25 protein-coding genes are annotated in these 19,775 nt (G+C 58.0%); 16 read left to right on the top strand and 9 right to left on the bottom strand.

The window, feature by feature from the left end:
- The first annotated feature begins 396 nt into the window (after nt 1-396).
- The 6 genes from G453_RS0100820 to G453_RS0100795 all read left to right on the top strand — a co-directional run bounded on the left by G453_RS0100820 (nt 397) and on the right by G453_RS0100795 (nt 5,575).
- Nucleotides 397-846 (top strand): single-stranded DNA-binding protein, encoded by a 450-nt coding sequence (locus G453_RS0100820; protein WP_043643887.1) that lies wholly within the window; start codon nt 397-399, stop codon nt 844-846.
- Between the two features lie 92 nt (nt 847-938).
- Nucleotides 939-1,622: a SprT-like domain-containing protein gene (locus tag G453_RS0100815; RefSeq protein WP_027189500.1), complete on the top strand. Its 684-nt coding sequence runs from the start codon at nt 939-941 to the stop codon at nt 1,620-1,622.
- Between the two features lie 834 nt (nt 1,623-2,456).
- Nucleotides 2,457-4,286 carry a DUF3560 domain-containing protein gene (locus tag G453_RS25810; protein ID WP_051271328.1) on the top strand — a complete coding sequence of 610 codons (1,830 nt, stop codon included), beginning with the start codon at nt 2,457-2,459 and terminating at the stop codon, nt 4,284-4,286.
- A gap of 496 nt (nt 4,287-4,782) precedes the next feature.
- Complete coding sequence (locus G453_RS0100805; protein ID WP_027189499.1) at nt 4,783-5,019, top strand: hypothetical protein; 237 nt, start codon at nt 4,783-4,785, stop codon at nt 5,017-5,019.
- Nucleotides 5,020-5,031: 12 nt separating this feature from the next.
- A complete protein-coding gene (locus tag G453_RS21610; protein ID WP_043643885.1) occupies nt 5,032-5,265 on the top strand; it encodes a hypothetical protein in 234 nt (77 codons plus the stop codon).
- Nucleotides 5,266-5,356: 91 nt separating this feature from the next.
- Nucleotides 5,357-5,575, top strand: coding sequence for a hypothetical protein (locus tag G453_RS0100795; protein WP_027189498.1), 219 nt, complete (start codon nt 5,357-5,359; stop codon nt 5,573-5,575).
- Between the two features lie 375 nt (nt 5,576-5,950).
- Here the strand turns inward: G453_RS0100795 and G453_RS0100790 are convergent, their stop codons facing one another.
- Nucleotides 5,951-6,244, bottom strand: a complete 294-nt coding sequence (locus tag G453_RS0100790; protein ID WP_169725267.1) for a BrnA antitoxin family protein — start codon at nt 6,242-6,244, stop codon at nt 5,951-5,953.
- Nucleotides 6,216-6,497 carry a BrnT family toxin gene (locus tag G453_RS0100785; RefSeq protein WP_027189496.1) on the bottom strand — a complete coding sequence of 94 codons (282 nt, stop codon included), beginning with the start codon at nt 6,495-6,497 and terminating at the stop codon, nt 6,216-6,218. The genes G453_RS0100790 and G453_RS0100785 overlap by 29 nt, the downstream gene beginning before the upstream one ends.
- 160 nt (nt 6,498-6,657) lie before the next feature.
- On the opposite strand from G453_RS0100785, the gene G453_RS0100780 reads away from it, so the two are divergent.
- The 10 genes from G453_RS0100780 (at nt 6,658) to G453_RS0100740 (ending at nt 11,115) form a co-directional block, all read left to right on the top strand.
- Nucleotides 6,658-7,401: a ParA family protein gene (locus G453_RS0100780; protein WP_027189495.1), complete on the top strand. Its 744-nt coding sequence runs from the start codon at nt 6,658-6,660 to the stop codon at nt 7,399-7,401.
- A 1-nt stretch (nt 7,402) separates the two neighbouring features.
- The gene (locus G453_RS0100775) at nt 7,403-7,753 is read left to right on the top strand and encodes a hypothetical protein (protein WP_027189494.1); all 351 of its coding nucleotides are present in this window, start codon (nt 7,403-7,405) and stop codon (nt 7,751-7,753) included.
- A gap of 22 nt (nt 7,754-7,775) precedes the next feature.
- Nucleotides 7,776-8,294 carry a hypothetical protein gene (locus G453_RS0100770; protein ID WP_027189493.1) on the top strand — a complete coding sequence of 173 codons (519 nt, stop codon included), beginning with the start codon at nt 7,776-7,778 and terminating at the stop codon, nt 8,292-8,294.
- Between the two features lie 11 nt (nt 8,295-8,305).
- Nucleotides 8,306-8,632, top strand: coding sequence for a hypothetical protein (locus tag G453_RS0100765; RefSeq protein ID WP_027189492.1), 327 nt, complete (start codon nt 8,306-8,308; stop codon nt 8,630-8,632).
- Nucleotides 8,633-8,662: 30 nt separating this feature from the next.
- Nucleotides 8,663-8,887 carry a hypothetical protein gene (locus tag G453_RS0100760; protein WP_027189491.1) on the top strand — a complete coding sequence of 75 codons (225 nt, stop codon included), beginning with the start codon at nt 8,663-8,665 and terminating at the stop codon, nt 8,885-8,887.
- 38 nt (nt 8,888-8,925) lie between these two features.
- Nucleotides 8,926-9,420, top strand: a complete 495-nt coding sequence (locus G453_RS0100755) for a thermonuclease family protein (protein WP_051271322.1) — start codon at nt 8,926-8,928, stop codon at nt 9,418-9,420.
- A 129-nt stretch (nt 9,421-9,549) separates the two neighbouring features.
- Nucleotides 9,550-9,693, top strand: a complete 144-nt coding sequence (locus G453_RS27645) for a hypothetical protein (protein WP_156920741.1) — start codon at nt 9,550-9,552, stop codon at nt 9,691-9,693.
- Between the two features lie 115 nt (nt 9,694-9,808).
- Complete coding sequence (locus G453_RS27640) at nt 9,809-10,201, top strand: hypothetical protein (protein ID WP_156920739.1); 393 nt, start codon at nt 9,809-9,811, stop codon at nt 10,199-10,201.
- A gap of 86 nt (nt 10,202-10,287) precedes the next feature.
- Nucleotides 10,288-10,533 (top strand): hypothetical protein, encoded by a 246-nt coding sequence (locus G453_RS0100745; protein WP_027189488.1) that lies wholly within the window; start codon nt 10,288-10,290, stop codon nt 10,531-10,533.
- A gap of 189 nt (nt 10,534-10,722) precedes the next feature.
- On the top strand, nt 10,723-11,115 hold the full coding sequence (locus tag G453_RS0100740; RefSeq protein ID WP_027189487.1) for a hypothetical protein: 393 nt from the start codon (nt 10,723-10,725) through the stop codon (nt 11,113-11,115).
- A gap of 236 nt (nt 11,116-11,351) precedes the next feature.
- Here the strand turns inward: G453_RS0100740 and G453_RS26895 are convergent, their stop codons facing one another.
- From G453_RS26895 to G453_RS0100705, 7 genes are all read right to left on the bottom strand, one after another.
- Complete coding sequence (locus G453_RS26895) at nt 11,352-12,065, bottom strand: IS30 family transposase (protein ID WP_424991852.1); 714 nt, start codon at nt 12,063-12,065, stop codon at nt 11,352-11,354.
- Nucleotides 12,066-12,360: 295 nt separating this feature from the next.
- Entirely contained in the window at nt 12,361-13,356 is a 996-nt protein-coding gene (locus G453_RS0100730) for a phosphonate dehydrogenase (RefSeq protein WP_027189486.1), read from the bottom strand.
- A complete protein-coding gene (gene phnE, locus G453_RS0100725) occupies nt 13,353-14,144 on the bottom strand; it encodes a phosphonate ABC transporter, permease protein PhnE (RefSeq protein WP_027189485.1) in 792 nt (263 codons plus the stop codon). The genes G453_RS0100730 and phnE overlap by 4 nt, the downstream gene beginning before the upstream one ends.
- Before the next feature lie 11 nt (nt 14,145-14,155).
- Nucleotides 14,156-15,013, bottom strand: a complete 858-nt coding sequence (gene phnD / locus G453_RS0100720) for a phosphate/phosphite/phosphonate ABC transporter substrate-binding protein (protein WP_027189484.1) — start codon at nt 15,011-15,013, stop codon at nt 14,156-14,158.
- Nucleotides 15,014-15,081: 68 nt separating this feature from the next.
- The gene (gene phnC / locus G453_RS26890; protein ID WP_072312567.1) at nt 15,082-15,894 is read right to left on the bottom strand and encodes a phosphonate ABC transporter ATP-binding protein; all 813 of its coding nucleotides are present in this window, start codon (nt 15,892-15,894) and stop codon (nt 15,082-15,084) included.
- 124 nt (nt 15,895-16,018) lie between these two features.
- Nucleotides 16,019-16,744, bottom strand: a complete 726-nt coding sequence (locus G453_RS0100710; protein ID WP_235731676.1) for an ATP-binding protein — start codon at nt 16,742-16,744, stop codon at nt 16,019-16,021.
- A gap of 93 nt (nt 16,745-16,837) precedes the next feature.
- A complete protein-coding gene (locus G453_RS0100705; RefSeq protein ID WP_027189481.1) occupies nt 16,838-18,799 on the bottom strand; it encodes a hypothetical protein in 1,962 nt (653 codons plus the stop codon).
- Between the last annotated feature and the right edge of the window lie 976 nt (nt 18,800-19,775).

The following is a 19,775-nucleotide window of genomic DNA, read 5'->3' as shown; positions in this document are numbered from 1 at the left end:
CCAGAGCCTGGCCCTGGACCCGGCGATTGCCCCGGACGCTTGGGGGGTCCGGGGCGAAGACCGGCGGCTCCTCGCACGCCTCAAAGACATACAGCCGAAGGCAGGAACCGATGAACAATGAACCGCTAGGCGGTGGCGGGCTGAAGGCTTGGCCAAGGGCAATGCACGGCTTCGCGCCAAGCCCTCCGCAAAGCCTCCAGGCTTGTCACTCGCCCTGCTACCTGCCCTCGGCCAACAGCCCGCATTTTCCAGATTTCGCGGCCCTTCGGCGGGATGGGGGAGGGGCAGGCCTTTTGAAGATGAAAGGCCCTGCCCCTCCCCCCCTCCGCCGAAGGAACGGTGGGGGTAAGGCAGAAAGCAAAAGACGAAAACCCTAAAGGCATAAGGAGTAAAGACATGAGCAGCCTGAACAGCATGAACAAGGTGTCCCTCATCGGCAGATTGGGCCAGGACCCCAAGCTCACATACCTGCCCTCCGGGCGTGCCGTGGCCGAAATGAACGTGGCCACCAGCGAAACCTACAAGAACCAGGCCGGGGAGAAAGTCCAGGCGGTGGAGTGGCACCGCGTCAAGGTGTTCGGCGAATCGGCAAAGTTCTACGCCGAGCATCTTTACAAGGGCCGCCTGGTCTACGTCGAAGGCTCTTTGAAGACTCGTTCCTGGGAGAAGGACGGCCAAAAGCACTACATGACTGAAATCGTTCTGGCCAACGGCTCCCACTGCATCAAGTTCCTGGAGAAGAAGAAGTCCGAGGGCGAGGACAGCAAGAACAAGTCAGGGGGCGAAGATGACTACGGTCCGGCTTTCCCGTCCGAGGCCTCGGGCATGGATGACGTGCCGTTCTAGGGAATAGGCAAGGGCGGCGTGTCCGGCTGGATGCGCCGCCCATACGGGATGATGGGACCTAAAAGTGTTTCGTACTAATCAAGAGGAAGATCATGGGCGCTAAACCGGAACTTACTGGCAGGGAATACACCGGAATCGAGCGTGCTTACGCCTTTTTCAATGAGCGCCTGTTCGATGGTGAGCTGCCCGATTTGCTCATCACCTACCAGCGCAAGGCGGGCTCGTGCGGGTACTACTCGCCGGGACGGTTCGAGCGCCGGGACGGTTCCGGCAGTGTCCCGGAGTTGGCTTTGAACCCCGCAGTCTTTCGGAAGCAGACGGACGTTGAGATATTGCAGACCCTCGGGCACGAAATGGCCCATCACTGGCAGTGGTGCTTCGGCAAGCCCACCCGGGGCGGCTACCACAACAAGGAATGGGCGGGGAAGATGGAGGCAATCGGACTCATACCTTCCGACACTGGCCAGCCTGGGGGCCGTAAAGTCGGCCCGAGCATGTCCGACTATGTGATGCCCGGCGGACTGTTTGAACAGGTCTGCCAGGAGCTACTTGCCGCCGGTTTCCGCTTCAACTTTCAGAGCGTGGATTGCTTGCCCACGGCACCGGTCCAGGCCGATGGCGAGGAGGGCGAAGGTGGTGAGCCCAAGCCCAGAAAGCCCAGGCAAAGCAAGCTCAAATACACATGCCCATGCGGGCAAAACGCCTGGGGCAAGCCCGGTCTGGCCATGATGTGCGCAAAGTGCGAGGGGGCTTTTGTCGGGGAAGGTTCTGCTTAAGGCTGGACAACCCCTGCCAGGGATGAGTAAGGAGGCATTGTGACGGCAGTATTGAAGCGTTTCGCGGATGCCTTTGAAAAGGTCGCGGCTGGCTCTTTGTTGGTAGGCTTCTTTCAAGATCGGCCGTTGGGAATTTGGATAGGCATTGGATGCCTAGCAATTTCGCAAGTTATAACCTGGAGGGTGTGCAAATGACATACACCGAAACCCTCTTTGTCGTCGTGTTGGCGCTCATGGCCACAGTCGCGCTTATCCTGACCTTCCGGCTTCCGCCACGGAAGGGCCGTCACCGCCGTCACTCGCACAACCACTGTTGATACCCCGGGCCGCAAGGCCCGGTTTCCCCCTTTTGAGCGCGCCTGGCGTGAAACGCCGGGCGCGCTTCATTTTTACTGCTTCAATCCGCAGCCGGCGAGAGGGGGGTGCCCCCCTCTCGCGCTCTCCCGCGACCAGGGCCGGTGCCCGGCCCTGGACCCGGCGATTGCCCCGGACGACCGGGGCGGAGATCGGCGAGTTCTCGCCTCCTCAAATCCGAACAGCCAGAGCCCAGGAGTCTAAGAGCAAAGAACCGCTGGGCGGTGGCGTGCTGAAGGCTTGCCCGTGACCAATGCACGCCTTCGCGCCAGGCCTACGCAAAGCCTTCGGCCTGTCACTCGGCCTGCTACCTGGCCACGGGCAACAGCACGCATTTTCCAGAGTTCGCGGCCTTCCGGCGGGATGGGGGAGGGGCAGGCCTTTGAAGAGTGAAAGGCCCTGCCCCTCCCCCCCTCCGCCGGAAGGATGTTGGGGGGAGAGAAGGCAAAAAGCAAAGACACAACCCCCCGGAGAAGAGCCATGCAGACCATGACCGCCACATATTCGCCCGAAGACAACAAGTTGCGGCTGTACGCCTCAAGCCGCCTGGACGCCGGAACATACGCCCGCGTGAAGGCCGCCGGGTATAAGTGGGCACCGCAGCAAGAGCTTTTCGTTGCCCCGATGTGGACGCCCGAGCGTGAGGATCTCGCGCTTGAACTGTGCGGCGAGATTGGCGACGAAGACACCAGCTTGGTTGATCGTGCCGAAGATCGCGCCGAGCGGTTCGAGGGCTACTCCGAAAAGCGGGCAGCGGATGCGCACAGCGCCCGCAAAGCCGTTGACACGCTCGCGGACGGCATCCCGCTTGGCCAGCCGATCCTTGTGGGGCACCACAGCGAGAAACGCGCAAGAAAGGACGCGGAGCGCATCGAAAACGGCATGCGGAAGGCCGTAAACCTTTGGGAAACGTCAAAATACTGGACCACCAGGGCAGCCGGTGCCTTGGCCCATGCAAAATACAAGGAACTCCCCGGCGTGCGCGCTCGCCGCATCAAGACCCTTGAAGCAGACAAGCGGAAGCAGGAGCGCAGCAAGGCGCAAGCGGAAATGTTCCTGAAACTGTGGGCCAACGACGCAGCCGCTATCAAACGTAAGGACGGCGAGCCCCTGACCTTCCGCGAGCGGGCGCTTTACATCACCGACCGTGACCATATCTCACGCTGCTTCCCGCTCTCCGAGTACCCGCGCACGGAAAACACCTACGAAGGATCGCGAAGCCTTTGGAGCGCCTTAGAGGATAACATAATCACGCCCGAGCAGGCCCGCGACATCGCAGTGGAAGCACACTCCAGGATGATCCCCTGGCACGACCGATGGATTGCCCATTATGACAACCGGCTGGCCTACGAAAAGGCCATGTTGGAAGAACAGGGCGCAAGCGCGCTGCTGGAGAAGAAGCCGCGCCCTAAGCAACTCCCCATCTGCAACTATCGCGCGCCCGAAGGCATCGCCATCACGAGGTTCGACGGACGCGGCCAGTCTGAGCCCTTCGCACAGGTAGAGATGACGCAAGCCGAATATGCGGCCATCTGGCGCGACTATAAAGGCACACGAATGGTGGACAATTCCCACCGCGTCAGGATCGCCATCGTCAAGAGCGCGCTTGTGTGCGTCTACCTGACCGACGCCAAAGTGCACGAACGCCCGGCCACGATCGAGGTTGAGGCCCCCAAACCCCAACCGCGCCCGATTGTCCCCGCGCCGTCCAAGGAAGAAAACGAAGACGACAAAGCCTTTCAGGCTCTCAAGGAGGCTGCCAAGAAGCCCGTGGAGGTCAAGGCCGTGCCCCAGCTCTTCCCCACCCCGAACGCGATCGCCGAGCAAATGGTGGACCTGGCCGACATCCACCCCGATCACCGCGTGCTTGAGCCCAGCGCAGGCACGGGCAACCTGCTCCGGGCCATCGGCGACCAGCCCGACAAGGTAGCCGTGGAAATCAACCTGGACCTCGCCGAGGGCCTGACGCGCTTGGGCCTGTCCGGGCTCCACATCCACCGGGCGGATTTCCTGGCCTGCAACGGCGACCTTGGCACCTTTGACCGGATCGTGATGAATCCGCCCTTTGAGAACGGCGTGGACATCAAGCACATCAAGCACGCCTTGCACATGCTCCGCCCTGGGGGCGTCCTGGTGGCCCTGTGCGCCAACGGGCCGCGCCAGAATGACGAGCTGAAGCCCCTGGCCACTACCTGGGAAAACCTCCCGGAGGGCTCCTTCAAGGAAGCGGGAACAGGCGTCAGGGTCGCCCTGCTCACCATCAGTAAACCCCATGTCCGGGAACGTGCTGAGATGCAAAGCCTGATCTAGTCCTTCTACCTCTTCCATCGTCCAGGCCTTCAGGCCTGGACGGGGAAGGGAACTTCAAAATCGGGCGAGAGGGGGGAGTCGCCCCCCCTCTCGCGCTCTCCCGCGACCAGGGCCGGTGCCCGGCCCTGGACCCGGCGATTGCCCCGGATGAACCGGGGCGGAGATCGGCGCCTTGTCGGCTCCTCAAATCCAAACAGCCGGAGCCCAGGAAGGCTAAGAGCACAGAACCGCTGGGCGGTGGCGTGCTGAAGGCTTGCCCGTGGCCAATGCACGCCTTCGCGCCAGGTCCTCGTCAAAGCCCGAGGCCCTGTCACTCGGCCTGCTACCTGGCCACGGGCAACAGCACGCATTTTCCAGAGTTCGCGGCCTTCCGGCGGGATGGGGGAGGGTCAGGCCTTTTGAAGATGAAAGGCCCTGCCCCTCCCCCCCTCCGCCGGAAGGATGTTGGGGGGGAGAGAAGGCAAGAAGCAAAGACACAAAACCCCGGAGAAAAGCCATGCAGACCAAAGCCCCGAACTACTACAATGGACTCAAGCCCGAAGAGCTTTGCCTTGTGCGTTCAGTGTACGGCGGTTTGCACTACGTGGCCGCGTACCAGCTCGCGCAAGAGAAACGCCCGGCCCTTCGGATGTTCAACCGCGACGGATTCCCTACGAACACGGACGGCGGAAAATGCGGCTCGATTCACCGGGACAACATCGCCACAATCTACCCTTCAAAGTCCGAGCAATAAGGAGTCCCCACCATGCCCACGAACGAAGAACGCCGCGAACGCGCAATGCAGGCCCTGGAATTCTACAAGGCGCAATGCCTCGGGGAAGGTGGCCAGGTCGGGCAAGACGACTTGACCGATCTTCTTTCGGACCTCCGCCACCTGGCCGCTCACGAGGCCGAGGACTTCGATTTTGCCGATGCGGTGCGCCTGTCCGAAACGCATTTCGAGGAGGAACAGGACGAAAACCCCGACACCGAAGACTAACGGCCCGTTTCTGGCCCAGCACGCAATCCAGGCGCGTCTGTGTGCCTGGATTGAAGCAGGAACAGAAACACTAAATTGAGGGAGCAGTGTCATGAACATCAATTGCCTAGAGGGCATGGTTTGCCCGAAATGCGGCAACGAAGGTCCGTTTGACATCGTTGGCACGACTACCTTTCGCGTCTCGGACAATGGTGTTGAAGACTACGAGGGCGCAGAATGGGAAGACACCTCTTTTTGCGCCTGTCCCGAATGCCACCATAACGCCACTGTGGGGGCCTTCAAAAGCCCCGAGACGGTTGACCAGGTTTGAACCGCAAACCAGCCCACCAAGAAAGAACGCCGTAAACGCGCAATGCCTGGCCCTGGACGCTTTCGCGAAAACCTCAGCGCGACCGTCCAGGGCTGCCCTTTTCGGGCGGCTACCTCCAGCGAAAAGCACACAGGCCCCCACCGGCCCGAAGCGGGCCGGAGCCCGTGCCCGCGTATGACCAGGTGCAGCATGTTCGGCTACGAGGACCATTTTAAAGGCAGGCCGGTGAGGGCGCGGGGTGGACTAACGCAAGCCATACTCTAGCGCAGCTCGTGGCCATGGACCGACGCTGTATGGCTTGGGTACGCTCCGCGAAGAGCCTACACGCCGAAGCGGCGTGAAGAGGGTTTTCGCAGAGCCAGGGGGTGCCTTAGGTTAGGGCCGGGGCCGATGTTCCTGGGAATCTATGAAGGCTCGCAAGGCGGCATTGATCTTGGTTTGATACCCGCGCCCACGGGCACGGAACCATGTCACCACGTCCTGATCCAGCCGCAAACAAACTTTTGCCTTGGTAGTTGGCAAAAAATCATCCAGGCGCATCCGTTTTGCTTGCGCCAACTCTTCGTCCGTCATGGGTTGGGCGTCAGGGTCTTCCAAAGCAATTCGCTCTATGTCAGCGTCAGACATGGCCCGAACGCGGCTAAGGTCGCTTTTGGTGGGATTTGGCATACGCTTCACGCTCCTTTCTATTGGCCGGGCGCATGGAAATGATGCGAACTGCATCCCTTCGGGGCGTGAAGGCGATGTAGACTATCACTCCGTCAAGCTCCCCCAAGGCTTTGTATCTCAGCTCGCCATAGTCGCGCCGCGCATCCGGCGTTATCACGACAGGACGGGAAAAAACTTTCTTGGCATCCTCGAAATCCAAGCCGTGCTTGTCCAGGTTAGCCTGAGCCTTTGTTTTGTCCCATTCAAATTGCATGGTCAAAATGTATAGACAATTCCGCGTCGTGTCAACCCCCCCGGCCAGATTTGTGATGAATCGTACCATACAATTATCAAATTCTCATTTTACAATTTATTACTTGACGAAAGTATGCCTTTGTGGAAATATGACTCATCACATTTAGTGAGGTGCCAATATGCGCAAAATAGCTTTTGTGAACCAAAAGGGCGGGGTCGGGAAGACGACGACCGTTCAGAATGTCGGGGCGGCCCTTTCACGGGCAGGGTGCCGTGTCCTGCTGGTGGACCTGGACGCCCAGGGCAGCCTGACCGCATCGTGCGGCATCGAACCGGATGAACTGGAAGCGAGCGTCTATGACGTCATGGACGGGCGGGCCAGCATGGGGGAGGTCGTCCGCAAGGGCGAGCTGGACCTTCTTCCGGCTACCATGAGCCTGGCGCAGGCCGACCTTACCTTTGCGGGCAGGATCGGGCGAGAGAACATGCTGAAGAAGGCGTTGAGCGACATCGAGGCGTATGATTTTGTGCTCCTGGACTGTCCGCCGAACCTGGGCCTCGTCACCGTCAACGCCCTGGTGGCGGCGGATGAGATCGTTATCCCGGTACAGGCTGAATTTCACGCCCTGAGGGGGCTGGAACTGCTCCACAACACTGTGGCCATGGTGCGGGACCTTAACCCCATGCTGCGTGTCCTGGGCATAGCCGTGACGTTCTACGACAAGCGCAAGACTTTGAACCGCGACGTGTTCAACGAGTTGCGCCGAGCCTTCCCGGACATCCTTTTCGAAACGAAGATTCGCGATGCCGTGGCCTTGGCCGAGGCACCCAGCCACGGCAAGGACATCCAGGCTTACCGGCCAGGAAGCGCTGGCGCTGAGGACTACGACAGGCTTGCAAACGAAATCGCACGGAGGGCGTGACATGGTACTCGGGAAAGGAATCAAGGGCGGGGAGCTGTTCAAGCGGACGGACGTGACCGAAGAGGAGGGGGGCCAGTCTTCACAGATACGCGATGGTGAAAAGGCGCAAGGTCGTGAAGACGCAAATCCTGATTTGCGTAAGTCTGGCAAGGCGAAAAAGCAAAAAGGCGATGATGATAATTTGATCAAAGACACAGATACGAAAGAGCAAAAAGGCGAAGTGAGGAAGACCGTCGTTTTCTCAGATGAGCTTTATGACCGGCTGCGGAGCTATTGCTACAACCAGCGCATGAAAGAAGCCTGGGCCGTTCGCGAAGCATTGGACGAATATCTTCGTAAGCACGGCTTTTAGGGCGGAAGCAAAGGAGGTTCCCATGCTTATCATCAACTGCATTCTCGTTGTGGTAGTCGTGCTGTTTCTGATTCGCATAGGAGTCAACATCCTGTATTCCTTCATCTTGGCATTGGTCTGGATAGGTGTGCTCTTCGCGGGTGCGGAGGGACATCACATCCCTAAAAGGTTTCTGCTGTACAACTCAGAATTCGTAACAATGGCATTCGCCAGCCTGCTGATCACCGTTGTTGTCGTTATGATTCAACGTACGGTCAACTTTGAAAAAAAGATGCAGAATGGTGGCGTGGACGACGAGGAAGAAAGACCCACCCTCCCCGGAAGATACGTGTACGGGAAGACCGATGAGGAGACTTGGACCGTTGGCTTTTTCCTGCCGGACGGAGCCTGGATGCCGGAGAGCGACCACACCGATCCTGATGCGGCGGCCGAGAGGGTGAACTTCCTGAACGGGCAGGAGCGGCAAGGCGTTCTGCGTAAGGCTGGCAAAATGGTTTCCACGCCTGAAATAGCAAGTTCGGAAACACCAAACGCAAGATAAGGAGAAGTACCGTGCGTGATGAATTAAATTGGAAAGTACTGGTTGGAATTGTTGCATTATTTGTCGTTGTCACGGTTATGTTTTCGAATTGCACTGGCAGCAATTACGACGAAATAACGGCTGATCAGTATGCCGAAGTCGTCAAGCTCTCTGAAGCGTGCCCGAGTGTTTTGGCGATCAGCAAGAATTTGATGGAGGTTGGACGCATAGTGAAGAAGGATTACGAAAAAATTATAGAGGCCGGAGAAGAATGCAAGAAGGATGGCAAGGCCAAGAGCGATGCGGCGAAGATAAAAGAGCAGAAAGACAAGCTGCTTAGGATGATGAACAACCAATGATCTTGATTCCATCAAGAAGGAGTACTCATCATGCCTGACTTCGATCACGTCGAATATATTTTCGATGCAAAACCGGACGATGAAGTTTTGGAACGCTTTGAAAGGCTTGGCCTGGACCATGGATTCGCCGGGGAGTGGTACGTCTTCAAAGGGGCTCTTGCACCACGAGAGGCTTACAATGCGAGGCGGTATGTTGATAGCCTCAGAAAGAAGATGCCGGACAATAACATCATGGAGCATCATCTGACGGTTTGAGTCAACCGGCGAAAGACGCACAAGCAAGGCAAAAGAAAATGAAAGACATGAAGAGAATCTTCCCGGCGTTTATTGCGCTGATCCTCACGGTTCTGGTGCTGCCGGTGGTGGCCATGGCGTGGGAGGCTGGCCAGGTCAGGAAGGTGAGCGACGGCGACACGTTGCACGTTGGGAATGCCCGCGTGCGTCTGTACGGCATCGACTGCCCGGAGAAGGACCAGCCTTTTGGCCAGGAGGCCAAGGACTTCGTGACATCAAAGATCGTCCAGGCCGGGGGCCAGGTCTTCCTGGATGTTATCGACAAGGACCATTACGGGCGCTTAGTGGCCGTTGTGCGGCTGGGCAAGCCCGATGGGCCTGTATTGAATCAGGAGCTGCTTCGGGCAGGCCTAGCCTGGCACTATACCCGGTATTGCAAAACGCCGACGTGCGAAGCCTGGAAGGAGACTGAGGCCTCGGCACGCACCGCCAAGGCCGGGCTTTGGGGCCAGCCCAATCCTACCGCGCCATGGAATTGGCGCAGAAAGCATTAGCAGCAAAAGGCGCAAGACATGAAGGCCAGGAAGCAACGGTACAAGAGAGCAAAGCCGGGCGAGTTGTGCCTGTCCTGGGGCTGGCATCCTCACGAAGGATACGACTTTGTAGCGGATCATGGTGAAGGAGTGAACAGAGCCAGCGCCAACTACCTTTTGAACGTGCTCAACGACGACGTGCGCACGGAACTGGAGAGGCGCGGCTTCGACCTGTCCACCTTGAAATTCAGCATCATGAAGAAGGCTCCGGGGGACCAGGCTCCGAGATCGTGAACATCTTCCCTCAAGAGGCGCAGCCTCGAAGAGGGAGCTTCTCTGCTTAGCTGCGGGCGAAGGTTTATAGCGCCATTTGGGCAGAGCATATGAAGCATTCGGAGGTGTATTAGCTATGCTCAGTATTATTGGCTTAATTTTGAATACAGTTGGCTCAATCTTGATTGCTGTTTATGGATTGCCTATTTCTAGGGTGGTTTCTAAGGATGGTAGGATAATTATCCCAACTCTTGAGTTGCCTGATGAAACAGAGTACGTTGAACTTTCTCGTACTAATGCAAAACAATATTCCACGGTGAGAATTGGTGCAATAAGTGCTATCTGGTTAATGGTTGCTGGTTTTGTTTTGCAATTTGTATCAGCAATAAGCGATTATTTTCCTGCGGTACAAAAGCTCTTAGATAGCTTATACCCCGTGGATGCGTGGGGCTTCATTCTGACCATCCAGGCAAGCGGCCTGTTGCTTTGGCTCTTTGTCCGGTATGCGTTCAAGTATTCGGAGTCTTGAACTCCCCCCCAAGGGGCGCAGCCTCGCAGGGGGCTTGGGTTCCCTGTCCGCACAAGAGAACAGCCGAAAGGCAGAAGAGAAAAGACATGAAACTGAACATCACCATTGCCCTGGACATCGAGGAGTCCGACGACCTGGGCCAGGTCATCCCCGACCTGTTCAAGGCGCTTGCTGGGGAATATGCCCTGTTCCCGAAAGACGCTTTGGCCATAATGGCCAGACACGGGATTGAATCGACCCTCTCCGAAGACGCGGCGGGAAAGCCCACGGGAACGATCAAAATTTCCACGGCCAGCAGTGACACGCTAGATGTTTTTCGTGGCACATCGTAGCACGATTCCGGGTGGCCACCGTGCCGGTGACGGGGTTTGCAGGACAGGGGGCGGGGACCGTCCAGGTGGACGCGCAAAGTCCTGCCCAGGCCCGACAGAACGGGGCTCATAAGTGGTTTTATGTAGACTTCGGCAAGAATTTCAGCGGTTGAACCAGCATAGCACGAATCAAGGGAAAGGAACCATGCCGTGATCGAATATCCTGAACTCGTCGCCCAACGCATCCAGGCCATCCTTAACGCAGCCCCCGAAAATGGTCCTATCAAGGCCCTGGCCGAAGACGCCTTGCAACTCCTGACGGCTCCCGAGGCCTACGGCATGGCCGAAGAACTGGCCATGACCGAAGAAGAACGCGAGGCAGCTTACGCCCGGCACCAGGAACTGGCCTGGACCGTCCAGCAACTGAAAGACAAGCTGGAAGATTTAAACCCCGAGGCCAAGATCGTCGCCACCTTTTACCGGACCTTGGACAACTCTGCCGAATGCACCCACTTCGTAGGCCTTCAAGATGGCCGGGTGGTCACTCTGCTTATCTCCCAAGACCCGGAAGACAGTCTCACGGCTGAAATAGGGAAAGAATAGCGCCCAAGTCTTCCCCCTTCGAGCCTGGCGGCTCTCAGGGGGGCATTCGCGGTGGGAAAACGCACCGCTCAGAACCCTACAATTGCCCCCGTGAGTGGGAAGGATTTAACGCCGTTGACCTCCTGCAGGAGCTGGCCAGGCCGAATCCACCTAGTGCGCCCAGAAGCTAAAACCCCGAAAAGACATAACTACGTTCGTGAAAAAATTTACCACTTTTACGCAACGCGGTTTCAAGTTCAAAGTGCAACACCCAGTCCTTGGGTATTGGCGTCTTCTAAAAAAACTTCATAGGGTGTCTTAAACCCAAGGCATTTTCTAGGCCGCCAGTTCAAGCGGCACATTGCCGCTATGATCTCATCTTGCGTGACCGATGCCAAGCTTACCCCCTTGGGGAAGTATTGGCGTAGAAGGCCATTGGAGTTCTCGTTCAAGCCACGCTCCCACGAATGGTAGGGGTGCGCAAAAAATCCCTGAGCCTCGAGTGTAGCTGACACATCGGCATGGTAGCTGAACTCCTTGCCGTTATCATAGGTAATAGTCTGAACAAAGTCCTTAATGGGTGTCAAGAGTCCTTCAATGACCCGCCTTACTTCGCTGGCGCTTTTGTTGGGAGCCTTGCCAAACAGGAAAAGACGACTTTTACGCTCTGCAAGTGTCACCAAAACGGGGCCTCCTTTACTGCCTTCAACGGTATCAGCCTCCCAATCACCAAGGCGTGAGCGCTCGGCAACAATGGACGGGCGTATGTCTATGCTGATACGCCCCTTGATTTGACCTCGTCTGTCGGGTTTGCCATATCGTCGTTTGCGTTTGCGCTGGCAGCGCAAATGGCTGTGCAGCGTTCCTCCTCGTTTTTTGTCCGCCAGAATGTACTGGTAAATGGGGGTATGAGCAGCTGAAACTGTACGGCGTGTATGTACAGGAACCGCCCCGCCCCCTGGACCCGGCAGAAACGCTGACCCCCTATCTGGAGACAACCATCTACCGCCTGGACCGCACCCAGGACGGCATCGGGGTTGTCAGCTTTAAGGCTGGGCACGAAAAGCCTTTATGGCGTCATGTCCAATCGGCCCCGTGATGACACGCGTTATGTGCAAGGTTCGCCTGCAAGCGAACAGCCCCGCCTGCTTTTAGCACGAGACGTTTCGGCTTGTACGTACGGGGGGAAAAAGAGCGCCACCCGCGTGTATGCATCACGGGCGGCGTTTTTTGTTTATTGGCAAAAAGCCAGGTCGCAAACGTTTTTCAGATTGTGTTTACGGGATTTCGGGGCGCTTTGCCGCAGAGCACGTCCACAATGTTGCGGGCTGCTTCCATGGCGATATCAATGCGCACCTGTTCCACGGCCGATCCAAGGTGCGGGGTGAACACAGTGCGCAGACCGGGGTCCCGCAGGGCCTCGGGCACATCGCGGGGGCGGTCTGCCAGCCCCCAGTCTTCAAAGGCAAAGACGTCGGCGGCATAGCCTGCAAGATGGCCTTTTTCCAGGGCTTCTGTCACGGCCTCTTCGTCCACGCACGAGCCGCGCCCGGTGTTGACAAGAAACGCGCCGGGTTTCATAGCGGCCAGTTCGGCCGCGCCCAAAAGCCCTTTTGATTCAGGGGTCAGCGGGCTTACGCACACCACCCAGTCGGCAGTGGCAAGCAGCGTGGGCATATCTGTTTGCGCCAGCGCAAGTTCGCGTTTGCGTTCATCCGGCAGTTCGGCAATGTCATAGCCAATAAGCTTCACGCCCCAGCCTGCCAGGCGTTGGGCCACGGCCTGGCCCAGGCGGCCCAGACCGATGATGCCCACGGTGGAGCCGTGCAGGCCCTGGCCGTAAAAAATGGGCCGCCAGCCTTCAAAAGCCCCGCTGCGCACCCGTTTGTCCCCTGGCAGCACATGACGTCCCAGGGCCAGCATAAGGGCAATGGTCAGCTCTGCCGTGGGAATGGTCAGAAGGTCCGGCACGTAGGAAAGCCACACGCCCCTGGACGTCAGCGCGTCCACATCAAAGTTGTCATAGCCCTTGAGGGCTGCCCCCACGATTTTAAGGCGGGGGGCATTGTCCAGCAGTTCGGCATCCACCCAGTCAGGCATAAACATCATGGCGGCGTCCGCCTCTTTGAGATGGTCAAAGAGGATCTGGCGCGGCCAGGTTTCGCGGGTTTTGTTAACGACAAGACGGCAATGCGGTTCAAGATAGTTGATGATTTCAGGGTGCACCCAGTGGGTGACCACACAAAGGGGTTTTTGACTCATGCGCATTTTCCTCGCAACCACGACCCAAGGGCGTCTACCAGTGTCACCATGACAAGAATAAGCAATAATATCGCGGACACTTCGCGATATTGCATAAGCCTGAGGGAAGCCATAAGTTCAAACCCTATGCCGCCAGCGCCCACCATGCCCATGACAGTGGAGGCGCGAAAGTTATATTCCCAGCGGTACACGGTAATGTCGGCCAGTTGCGGAAGCACCTGCGGCATGACGCCGTACACCAGCACTTTCAGGGGGTTCGCGCCCGTGGCCCGGATGGCCTCAACGGGTTTGGGGTCGCAGTGTTCCACAGCTTCGGCAAAAAATTTGCCCACCATGCCCACGGAATGCAGACCCAGGGCCAGCACGCCCGGTAATGCGCCAAAACCCACAGCCGCCACAAAAAGAATACCCATGATCAGTTCCGGCACGGCGCGCAAAGTGTTCAGCAGGCTGCGTGCCAGACGGTAGACAACGGGGTGGGGCGAAACGTTGGCCGCCGCCAGAAAGCCCAGGGGCAGCGAAAGGCATACGGCCAGAAACGTACCGGCCACGCTCATGGCGATGGTGTCCATAAGCGGACCCAGCCACGAGCGCCAGTTGCTGGGGTCCGGGGGTGTCATCTCGCCCAGCAGGTGCCACAGGGCGGGGCCGCCCTCAAGAATGCGCGGCACATCTGCCAGGCCGGAATAGGCAACGCACAGGGCTATGCCCAGGGCGATGCAGCCTATCAGCACCAGGCGTTCGCGGTAATTTTGGGCGACGTTGTTGACAATAAAGGTAGATTCCACCGCGGTCATCCTTACATTTTAGCCAGGTCAAGGTTCAGAATCTTCGCCAGGTCGCGCACCACGTCGTAATCTTTGTCGGTGATCCGGGTAAAACCGTCGGCTTTGAAGGGCTTCAGCACCGCGGGATCAGTCAGATCGACAAAGGCATCTTGAATGCGTTTTTTCAGCGCGGGGGAAAGGTCGCTGCGCATGGTCCAGGGGTATTCGGGAAATTCTGCCGACACGGCAAGAACCTTTACTTTGTCTTTGGAGATGGTGCCTTTTTCCACCAGGGCTTCAAATATGGTTTCTGAAAGGCCGCCAGCCTGGGCGTTGTTGTTTTGGACATTCAGGGCCACGGCATCGTGGCTTCCCACAAAGTGGGCTTCATAGTCGCGGCGCGCTTCCAGACCCTTTGCCGCCAAAAGTGACTTGGGGATCAGGTGCGAAGAGGTGGAGGCGGTGTCGCCATAGGCCATCTTCTTGCCCTTGATGTCTTCCAGGGTGTTGATGCCCGCGCTGGTGTTGGCGATAACCACGCCGCGATAGGTATTCTTGCCTTTTTTCTGCATGGCGGCAAACGGCTCTATGTCGCATTTGGACTTTGCCATGACATAGGAAAGAGGACCGAAGAAAGCCAGTTCAAGGCGGCCGTGGCGCATGGCCTCAATCATGGAGGAATAGTCGGTCGTCACGACCAGGTCGACTTTTTTGTCCAGGGCTTTTTCAAGATAGGCCTTCAAGGTCTGGTTGTTCTTGATGATGGTACTGGGGCTTTCGTCGGGCAGCAGGGCCACCTTCAACACTTTGGGGTCGGCGTCGGCGGCCACGGCTGTGCCGTGGGCAATAAGGGCGCAAAACAGAAAAAGGGCGACAAGCAAACGATGCACGGTGGTATCCTCGCAAAAGAAAGAGTTGATGTAGATATAAAGACCTAACGGAAAGGCCCGCACAGGGTTCAACTGGCCCGCGCGGTTTGGTTAAAAGCGACAGGCGGTTCGGTGGGGCGTTGCGGTTTTATGGCAGAACAAAGGGGTGTTTCAGTCTGTGGCGCATAAATGTGCGTCAGGGCTTCCTGCGTCAGAACCTCTGGCGTACCGTCAAAAACGACGCGGCCCGCGCGCAGGGCAATGATGCGGTCGGCAAAGCGTTTGGCAAAGCGGACCTGGTGCAGGCTTACCACCGCGCACAGGCCGTCTTCGCGGCAGATGTTGTGCAACAGACCCAGCACTTCTTCTGCCCGGGTCGGGTCAAGGCTGGCCACAGGCTCGTCTGCCAGAAGTATGCGAGGCTTTTGCATAAGCGCACGGGCAATGCCCACGCGTTGCTGTTGCCCGCCGGAAAGGCTGCCGGCCCGTGTCAGGGCATAGTCTTCAAGGCCAACGCGTTCAAGGCAACGCAGGGCGTCTTCTATGTCGGCCCTGGGTGTGGGAAGAAGGCCCGCCCAAAGAGGACGCGCGCCCACGCGGCCATTAAGCACGTTGGTCAGTACGCTTTGCCGCAAAATAAGCTGGTGCTGCTGGAACACACAAGCCGTCATAAGGCGCAGCTGGCGGCTTTGGCTTTGCGAGCGCACAGCACCTATGCCGTCAGCCTCTACATATCCGGTTGAAGGTTCCGCCAGAAGGTTACAGGACCGCAACAGCGTGGATTTGCCCGCGCCCGAAGGCCCCAGCAGCACGTTGAAAGCGCCGGGCGCAAAGGTAAGGGTAGTGTTATGCAGGGCCACATGGTCCTGGTAGTGTTTGGAGATGTTGTGCAGTGTCAGCATGTTGCGCCTCCCACAAAAGTGTGTCTGTACATTTGCGGGAACTATGCCTTGGAGCTGTTGCACAACCATGTCGGGCCTGTGGCGTTTTTGTGTCGTCACAGGCCCTGTGGAAAGTGGAAATCGCTTATGCCGTCATATCCACCCCGCCCCGTGACAGCACGCGTTCTTCCAGGCGGCAGGCCGTGCCACTGGCCTGGTGGGCTGTGCGCACGGCGCGCACCAGGCCGCCGCAACAGGGTACTTCCATGCGCAGCACCGTGCAGGACCGAAGGTCTGCCTGCCGGAATATGGCGGTCAGTTTGTCTACCGTTGCGGCGGTGTCTTCAAATTTCGGGCAGCAGATCAACAAGGCTTTGGACCCCAGCAATTCTTGAAACTGCGGGGTAACGGGCGCGGCGCAGTCCGCCGCGATAAGCAGGTCTGCACCATGCAGAAAAGGCGCGTCCGGCGCGACCAGGCGCAATTTGACCGGCCAGGGGGCAGCCCCTGGCGTCCAGCCCGGCCCAGATCCGGGGCGGGTGCCGGGACAGGTGCCGCGCAGGGGCGATGCGCCCAACTGGGGCGTTAAGGCATGCAGGGACGGTGCTGCGTGCGGGGAAGGTGCAACACCATTTTTTCTTTCGTCTGTCTTCAGCGTGGCAAGCTGCGCCAGGGCAGCGGCCTCGTCAAAGGGGGGCGCTTCGCGCTGGATAATGCGCAAGGCGTCGGTCGGGCATCTGCCGATGCAGGCCCCCAGTCCGTCGCAAAAGGAATCGGAAATAACCCTGGCCTTGCCGTCTATAATGGCGATGGCCCCTTCGGCGCAGTCCGCCACGCAGTTGCCGCAACCGTTGCAGCGTTCTTCGTCAATTTCAATAATATGAAATGCACAGCTTGCCCATACACCGACCCAGACCTGGCCACCGTGGACCCGACCGGAAATCCGCCGGAGCTTAGAGGCGAATCAGGGTACGGCGTGCGGATCGAACACCGCCACGGCCCCCCATGGAGCGATGGTGCGCAGCACCGGCCGCCACCCGGCATCGTTCGCGCAGGTCATAGCGATCTCGTATTCCATTACCACCACTTGATCGAAATGTTCGCCCAGTTCCCGAAATCGCGCGCATTCACGGATGTCGAAGACTTCGCCGTCTATGCGCGTCAAGGGGTTATCCTCCCCTGTGACCACCCAGCGATGTTCGTTGAAGAATAGCACGGGATACACCCAACTATCCTCACTGGCTGCAAGTAGAATATGGCGATTCGGAAACATGCCGCGCGCCAAGTATTCCAGGAATACGTTGCTGTTGAAATGTTCATCGTACACGCCACGGCGGTCACCATCCCTTCGGGAGAGAGCCTTGGCCCAGTCAAATTTATCTCCGCCCAGGACCTCGTGGTCCAGAAGGGGCTTTCCCTGATTGAGGACCAGCGCGGAGGCCAGGACCAAAAGGCTTGTGCCCAACACACTTCGCCTGATCCATTCGTGACCCCACCACCAGGGGGCGGCCCAGGCCAAGCATGCGGACGATGCCGCGAATACCAGGGCAAAGAACCGGCCGTTGAAACTCATCCATACCACGGTCCAGACCAGGAAAACCGAAGTTATCGCAAGGGTCCAGGCCACTGCGCGAGCAAAGCGGTCGCGGGAGAAGAGAGCTCCAAACATGCAGGGGATAACCAGGATGAATGCAACGGGACCGAACCAGCCCACATCCTCTGACCACCAAGCTCCTAGACCATGGAGGGGCACGAAATCCATTGCCGCCCCCGGGCCACGAACCGAGCCGATAATCCATGCGTGGGTTTGGCTGATCACGCCAGACCACCAAGTTCCTGGCAGGTCTGGCAGTTGGAGCGCGTAGCGCAGCAGGTTGGCCGTGAACCCCGCAAAGCCATTTAGGTTGCGATGGGCCGATACGTGAGGCTCGGGGCCGAACGGATTGCCGAATTGCCAGAGGCACACGAACTGGCTGGACATAGCAAGGCATCCCCCGGCGGCGAGAAGCAGGATTCCAAGGGCGACACTCCGGCGGGAGTTCCGCCAAGCTTGCATGGACATATCCAGCAGTTCACGTCGGAAAATAGCCCCAATCGCCAGGGACATCGCGAGAGCAAAAAAGGCGAAATAGGTTTTCACAGACAGCCCGAACACAATACATATACCCAAAAACGCTGCGTCCGACACGCGCGACCGCCGCATCAGCGCGCCGACCCCCAACACGCAGGCGCATGCCATGGCTGCGGCCCCGATGTCATTCTTGGTGGACGTGGCTTGCAGCGCCAGGAGCTTGAAAGAACCCGTCACTAGCGCAACGGCCAAACCCAGCGATTCTGGGCCTTGCCGTCGGCCAAATGAATAGGCCGTCGCGACTACGCAGCACCATGAAATCCAAGAAAAAACCGCTACGCCAATGTCTGTACGAAGCCGCAAGAAGAAAAAGTGAAGCAGATCAAACCCAGGGCTAAAGGCCAGTTGCCTGAAGGTACTGTAATTTTCCAAGGCAAGTGTGTTCTCCTGGTACATGAGGAGCACGCGTGCTAGATTATAAGTCATGGAGTCCCAATTGGCGGGCGGGACGGCCAGGGCCTGAACCAACAGAACCAGAGCCGCAAGGATTATGCAGTAGGCCAAAGGCTCGCGATGCAGGAGCAGAACCGCTCTGAGATCCGACCCCAGGGAGCGCTGCCGCCGCCGCATTGCATGGAAGGCGAAGACAGCAATCCCGACGTCTAGGGCATGGTGCAAGTGAGTCAACCGCGCGGAGAAAAGGGCTAAAATGGCTAAGCCCAGGGAGGCCAGGGTCAAAGCCATGGCGCGGGCCAGGGCCTCGGAGGCGGGCTGATCCCGGTCTTGGAGAAGGTACCAAGAGGCAGTGAGCAGGCCGAGTTCGCCCAGGAGGATGGAGGTCTTAATAATGTGCATTGTTGCGCCAGGTTAAGGAATTATGGCCGACGGCGAATGAAGGGGTGCCCAATGTTTCGGATTGGACGACCAGAGCAGGATGACCTGAGTGGAAGTGCTCTACCGAATGAGCTACGCGGGAGTTGCGAGGAGGATTTGTTCGCTTATCCTGGGCAGTTCGTCAACCTTCTGGATTGTAACTGACGGAGCAATACCTGTCGGGAACCAAGTTCGCGGTTTGAGGTCCCAAAACCGCGAACCTGAACTCTAATAGTAATGGATCTTCGCGAGGGTCCAGTTCATCCTCTCGCCGTTGGCCAAGTCCACATGGCGCTCAATGGTATTACCCGGAGGCAGAGCTTGGCCGTCAGTGGAGTAGACGATAAACACGGCGACCTCGACACCCTGTTGAACACTTTGGGGTCTGCTCACGAAACGGAGTTTATTGTACGCTAAGGGGCGAATGCCCGCTTAGGGTATACCTCAACCGGGCGTCAGGCTTGGAGCGTTGAGCACGTCAGATTAGGGCCGATTTTGCATTTTCTGACATCATCCGCCCGATCTCTTAGGCTTCAACCTGACGGTTTGGCCGCTAACGTACGATTTTTTCCGTTTCGTGAGCGGACCCCTAGAGGGGCCATTCGCGGTGGGAAGTCGCACCGCTCAGAACCCTACAATTGCCCCTGTGAGTGGGAAGGATTTTGCGCCGAAGACTTCCTGCAGGAGCTGGCCAAGCCGGATAAACCTGGTGCGCCCAGAAGCTAAGACCCCGAAAAGACGCAACTACGGATCGTGAAAAAATTTACCACTTTGAACAATCATCGGCGGGCACCATAAATGCGGGATATATTTCATTGCAGGCAATGCGGGCGCTGTTGTCTCAATCTTGTCGGAGCGAGCCAGACAAGTTGTTGCGATGAGGACTGGAAAAGATGGAAGCGAGAGATGCGTTTTGACATCCTCAGCCGTATTGAACCGATCATAGTAAACGGCAGGG

Source organism: Fundidesulfovibrio putealis DSM 16056 (assembly GCF_000429325.1).
Taxonomy (GTDB): Bacteria; Desulfobacterota; Desulfovibrionia; order Desulfovibrionales; family Desulfovibrionaceae; genus Fundidesulfovibrio; species Fundidesulfovibrio putealis.
The sequence above is the reverse complement of the archived record's forward strand: the minus strand, read 5'-3'. Positions and strand labels throughout refer to the sequence as shown.

Excerpts from the sequence above, each read along its gene's own strand:
- G453_RS0100820 (WP_043643887.1), top strand. The coding sequence starts at position 397 with ATGAGCAGCCTGAACAGCATGAACAAGGTGTCCCTCATCGGCAGATTG.
- G453_RS0100815 (WP_027189500.1), top strand. The coding sequence starts at position 939 with ATGGGCGCTAAACCGGAACTTACTGGCAGGGAATACACCGGAATCGAG.
- G453_RS25810 (WP_051271328.1), top strand. The coding sequence starts at position 2,457 with ATGCAGACCATGACCGCCACATATTCGCCCGAAGACAACAAGTTGCGG.
- G453_RS0100805 (WP_027189499.1), top strand. The coding sequence starts at position 4,783 with ATGCAGACCAAAGCCCCGAACTACTACAATGGACTCAAGCCCGAAGAG.
- G453_RS21610 (WP_043643885.1), top strand. The coding sequence starts at position 5,032 with ATGCCCACGAACGAAGAACGCCGCGAACGCGCAATGCAGGCCCTGGAA.
- G453_RS0100795 (WP_027189498.1), top strand. The coding sequence starts at position 5,357 with ATGAACATCAATTGCCTAGAGGGCATGGTTTGCCCGAAATGCGGCAAC.
- G453_RS0100790 (WP_169725267.1), bottom strand. The coding sequence starts at position 6,244 with ATGCCAAATCCCACCAAAAGCGACCTTAGCCGCGTTCGGGCCATGTCT.
- G453_RS0100785 (WP_027189496.1), bottom strand. The coding sequence starts at position 6,497 with ATGCAATTTGAATGGGACAAAACAAAGGCTCAGGCTAACCTGGACAAG.
- G453_RS0100780 (WP_027189495.1), top strand. The coding sequence starts at position 6,658 with ATGCGCAAAATAGCTTTTGTGAACCAAAAGGGCGGGGTCGGGAAGACG.
- G453_RS0100775 (WP_027189494.1), top strand. The coding sequence starts at position 7,403 with ATGGTACTCGGGAAAGGAATCAAGGGCGGGGAGCTGTTCAAGCGGACG.
- G453_RS0100770 (WP_027189493.1), top strand. The coding sequence starts at position 7,776 with ATGCTTATCATCAACTGCATTCTCGTTGTGGTAGTCGTGCTGTTTCTG.
- G453_RS0100760 (WP_027189491.1), top strand. The coding sequence starts at position 8,663 with ATGCCTGACTTCGATCACGTCGAATATATTTTCGATGCAAAACCGGAC.
- G453_RS0100755 (WP_051271322.1), top strand. The coding sequence starts at position 8,926 with ATGAAAGACATGAAGAGAATCTTCCCGGCGTTTATTGCGCTGATCCTC.
- G453_RS27640 (WP_156920739.1), top strand. The coding sequence starts at position 9,809 with ATGCTCAGTATTATTGGCTTAATTTTGAATACAGTTGGCTCAATCTTG.
- G453_RS0100745 (WP_027189488.1), top strand. The coding sequence starts at position 10,288 with ATGAAACTGAACATCACCATTGCCCTGGACATCGAGGAGTCCGACGAC.
- G453_RS0100730 (WP_027189486.1), bottom strand. The coding sequence starts at position 13,356 with ATGAGTCAAAAACCCCTTTGTGTGGTCACCCACTGGGTGCACCCTGAA.
- phnC (WP_072312567.1), bottom strand. The coding sequence starts at position 15,894 with ATGCTGACACTGCACAACATCTCCAAACACTACCAGGACCATGTGGCC.
- G453_RS0100705 (WP_027189481.1), bottom strand. The coding sequence starts at position 18,799 with ATGCACATTATTAAGACCTCCATCCTCCTGGGCGAACTCGGCCTGCTC.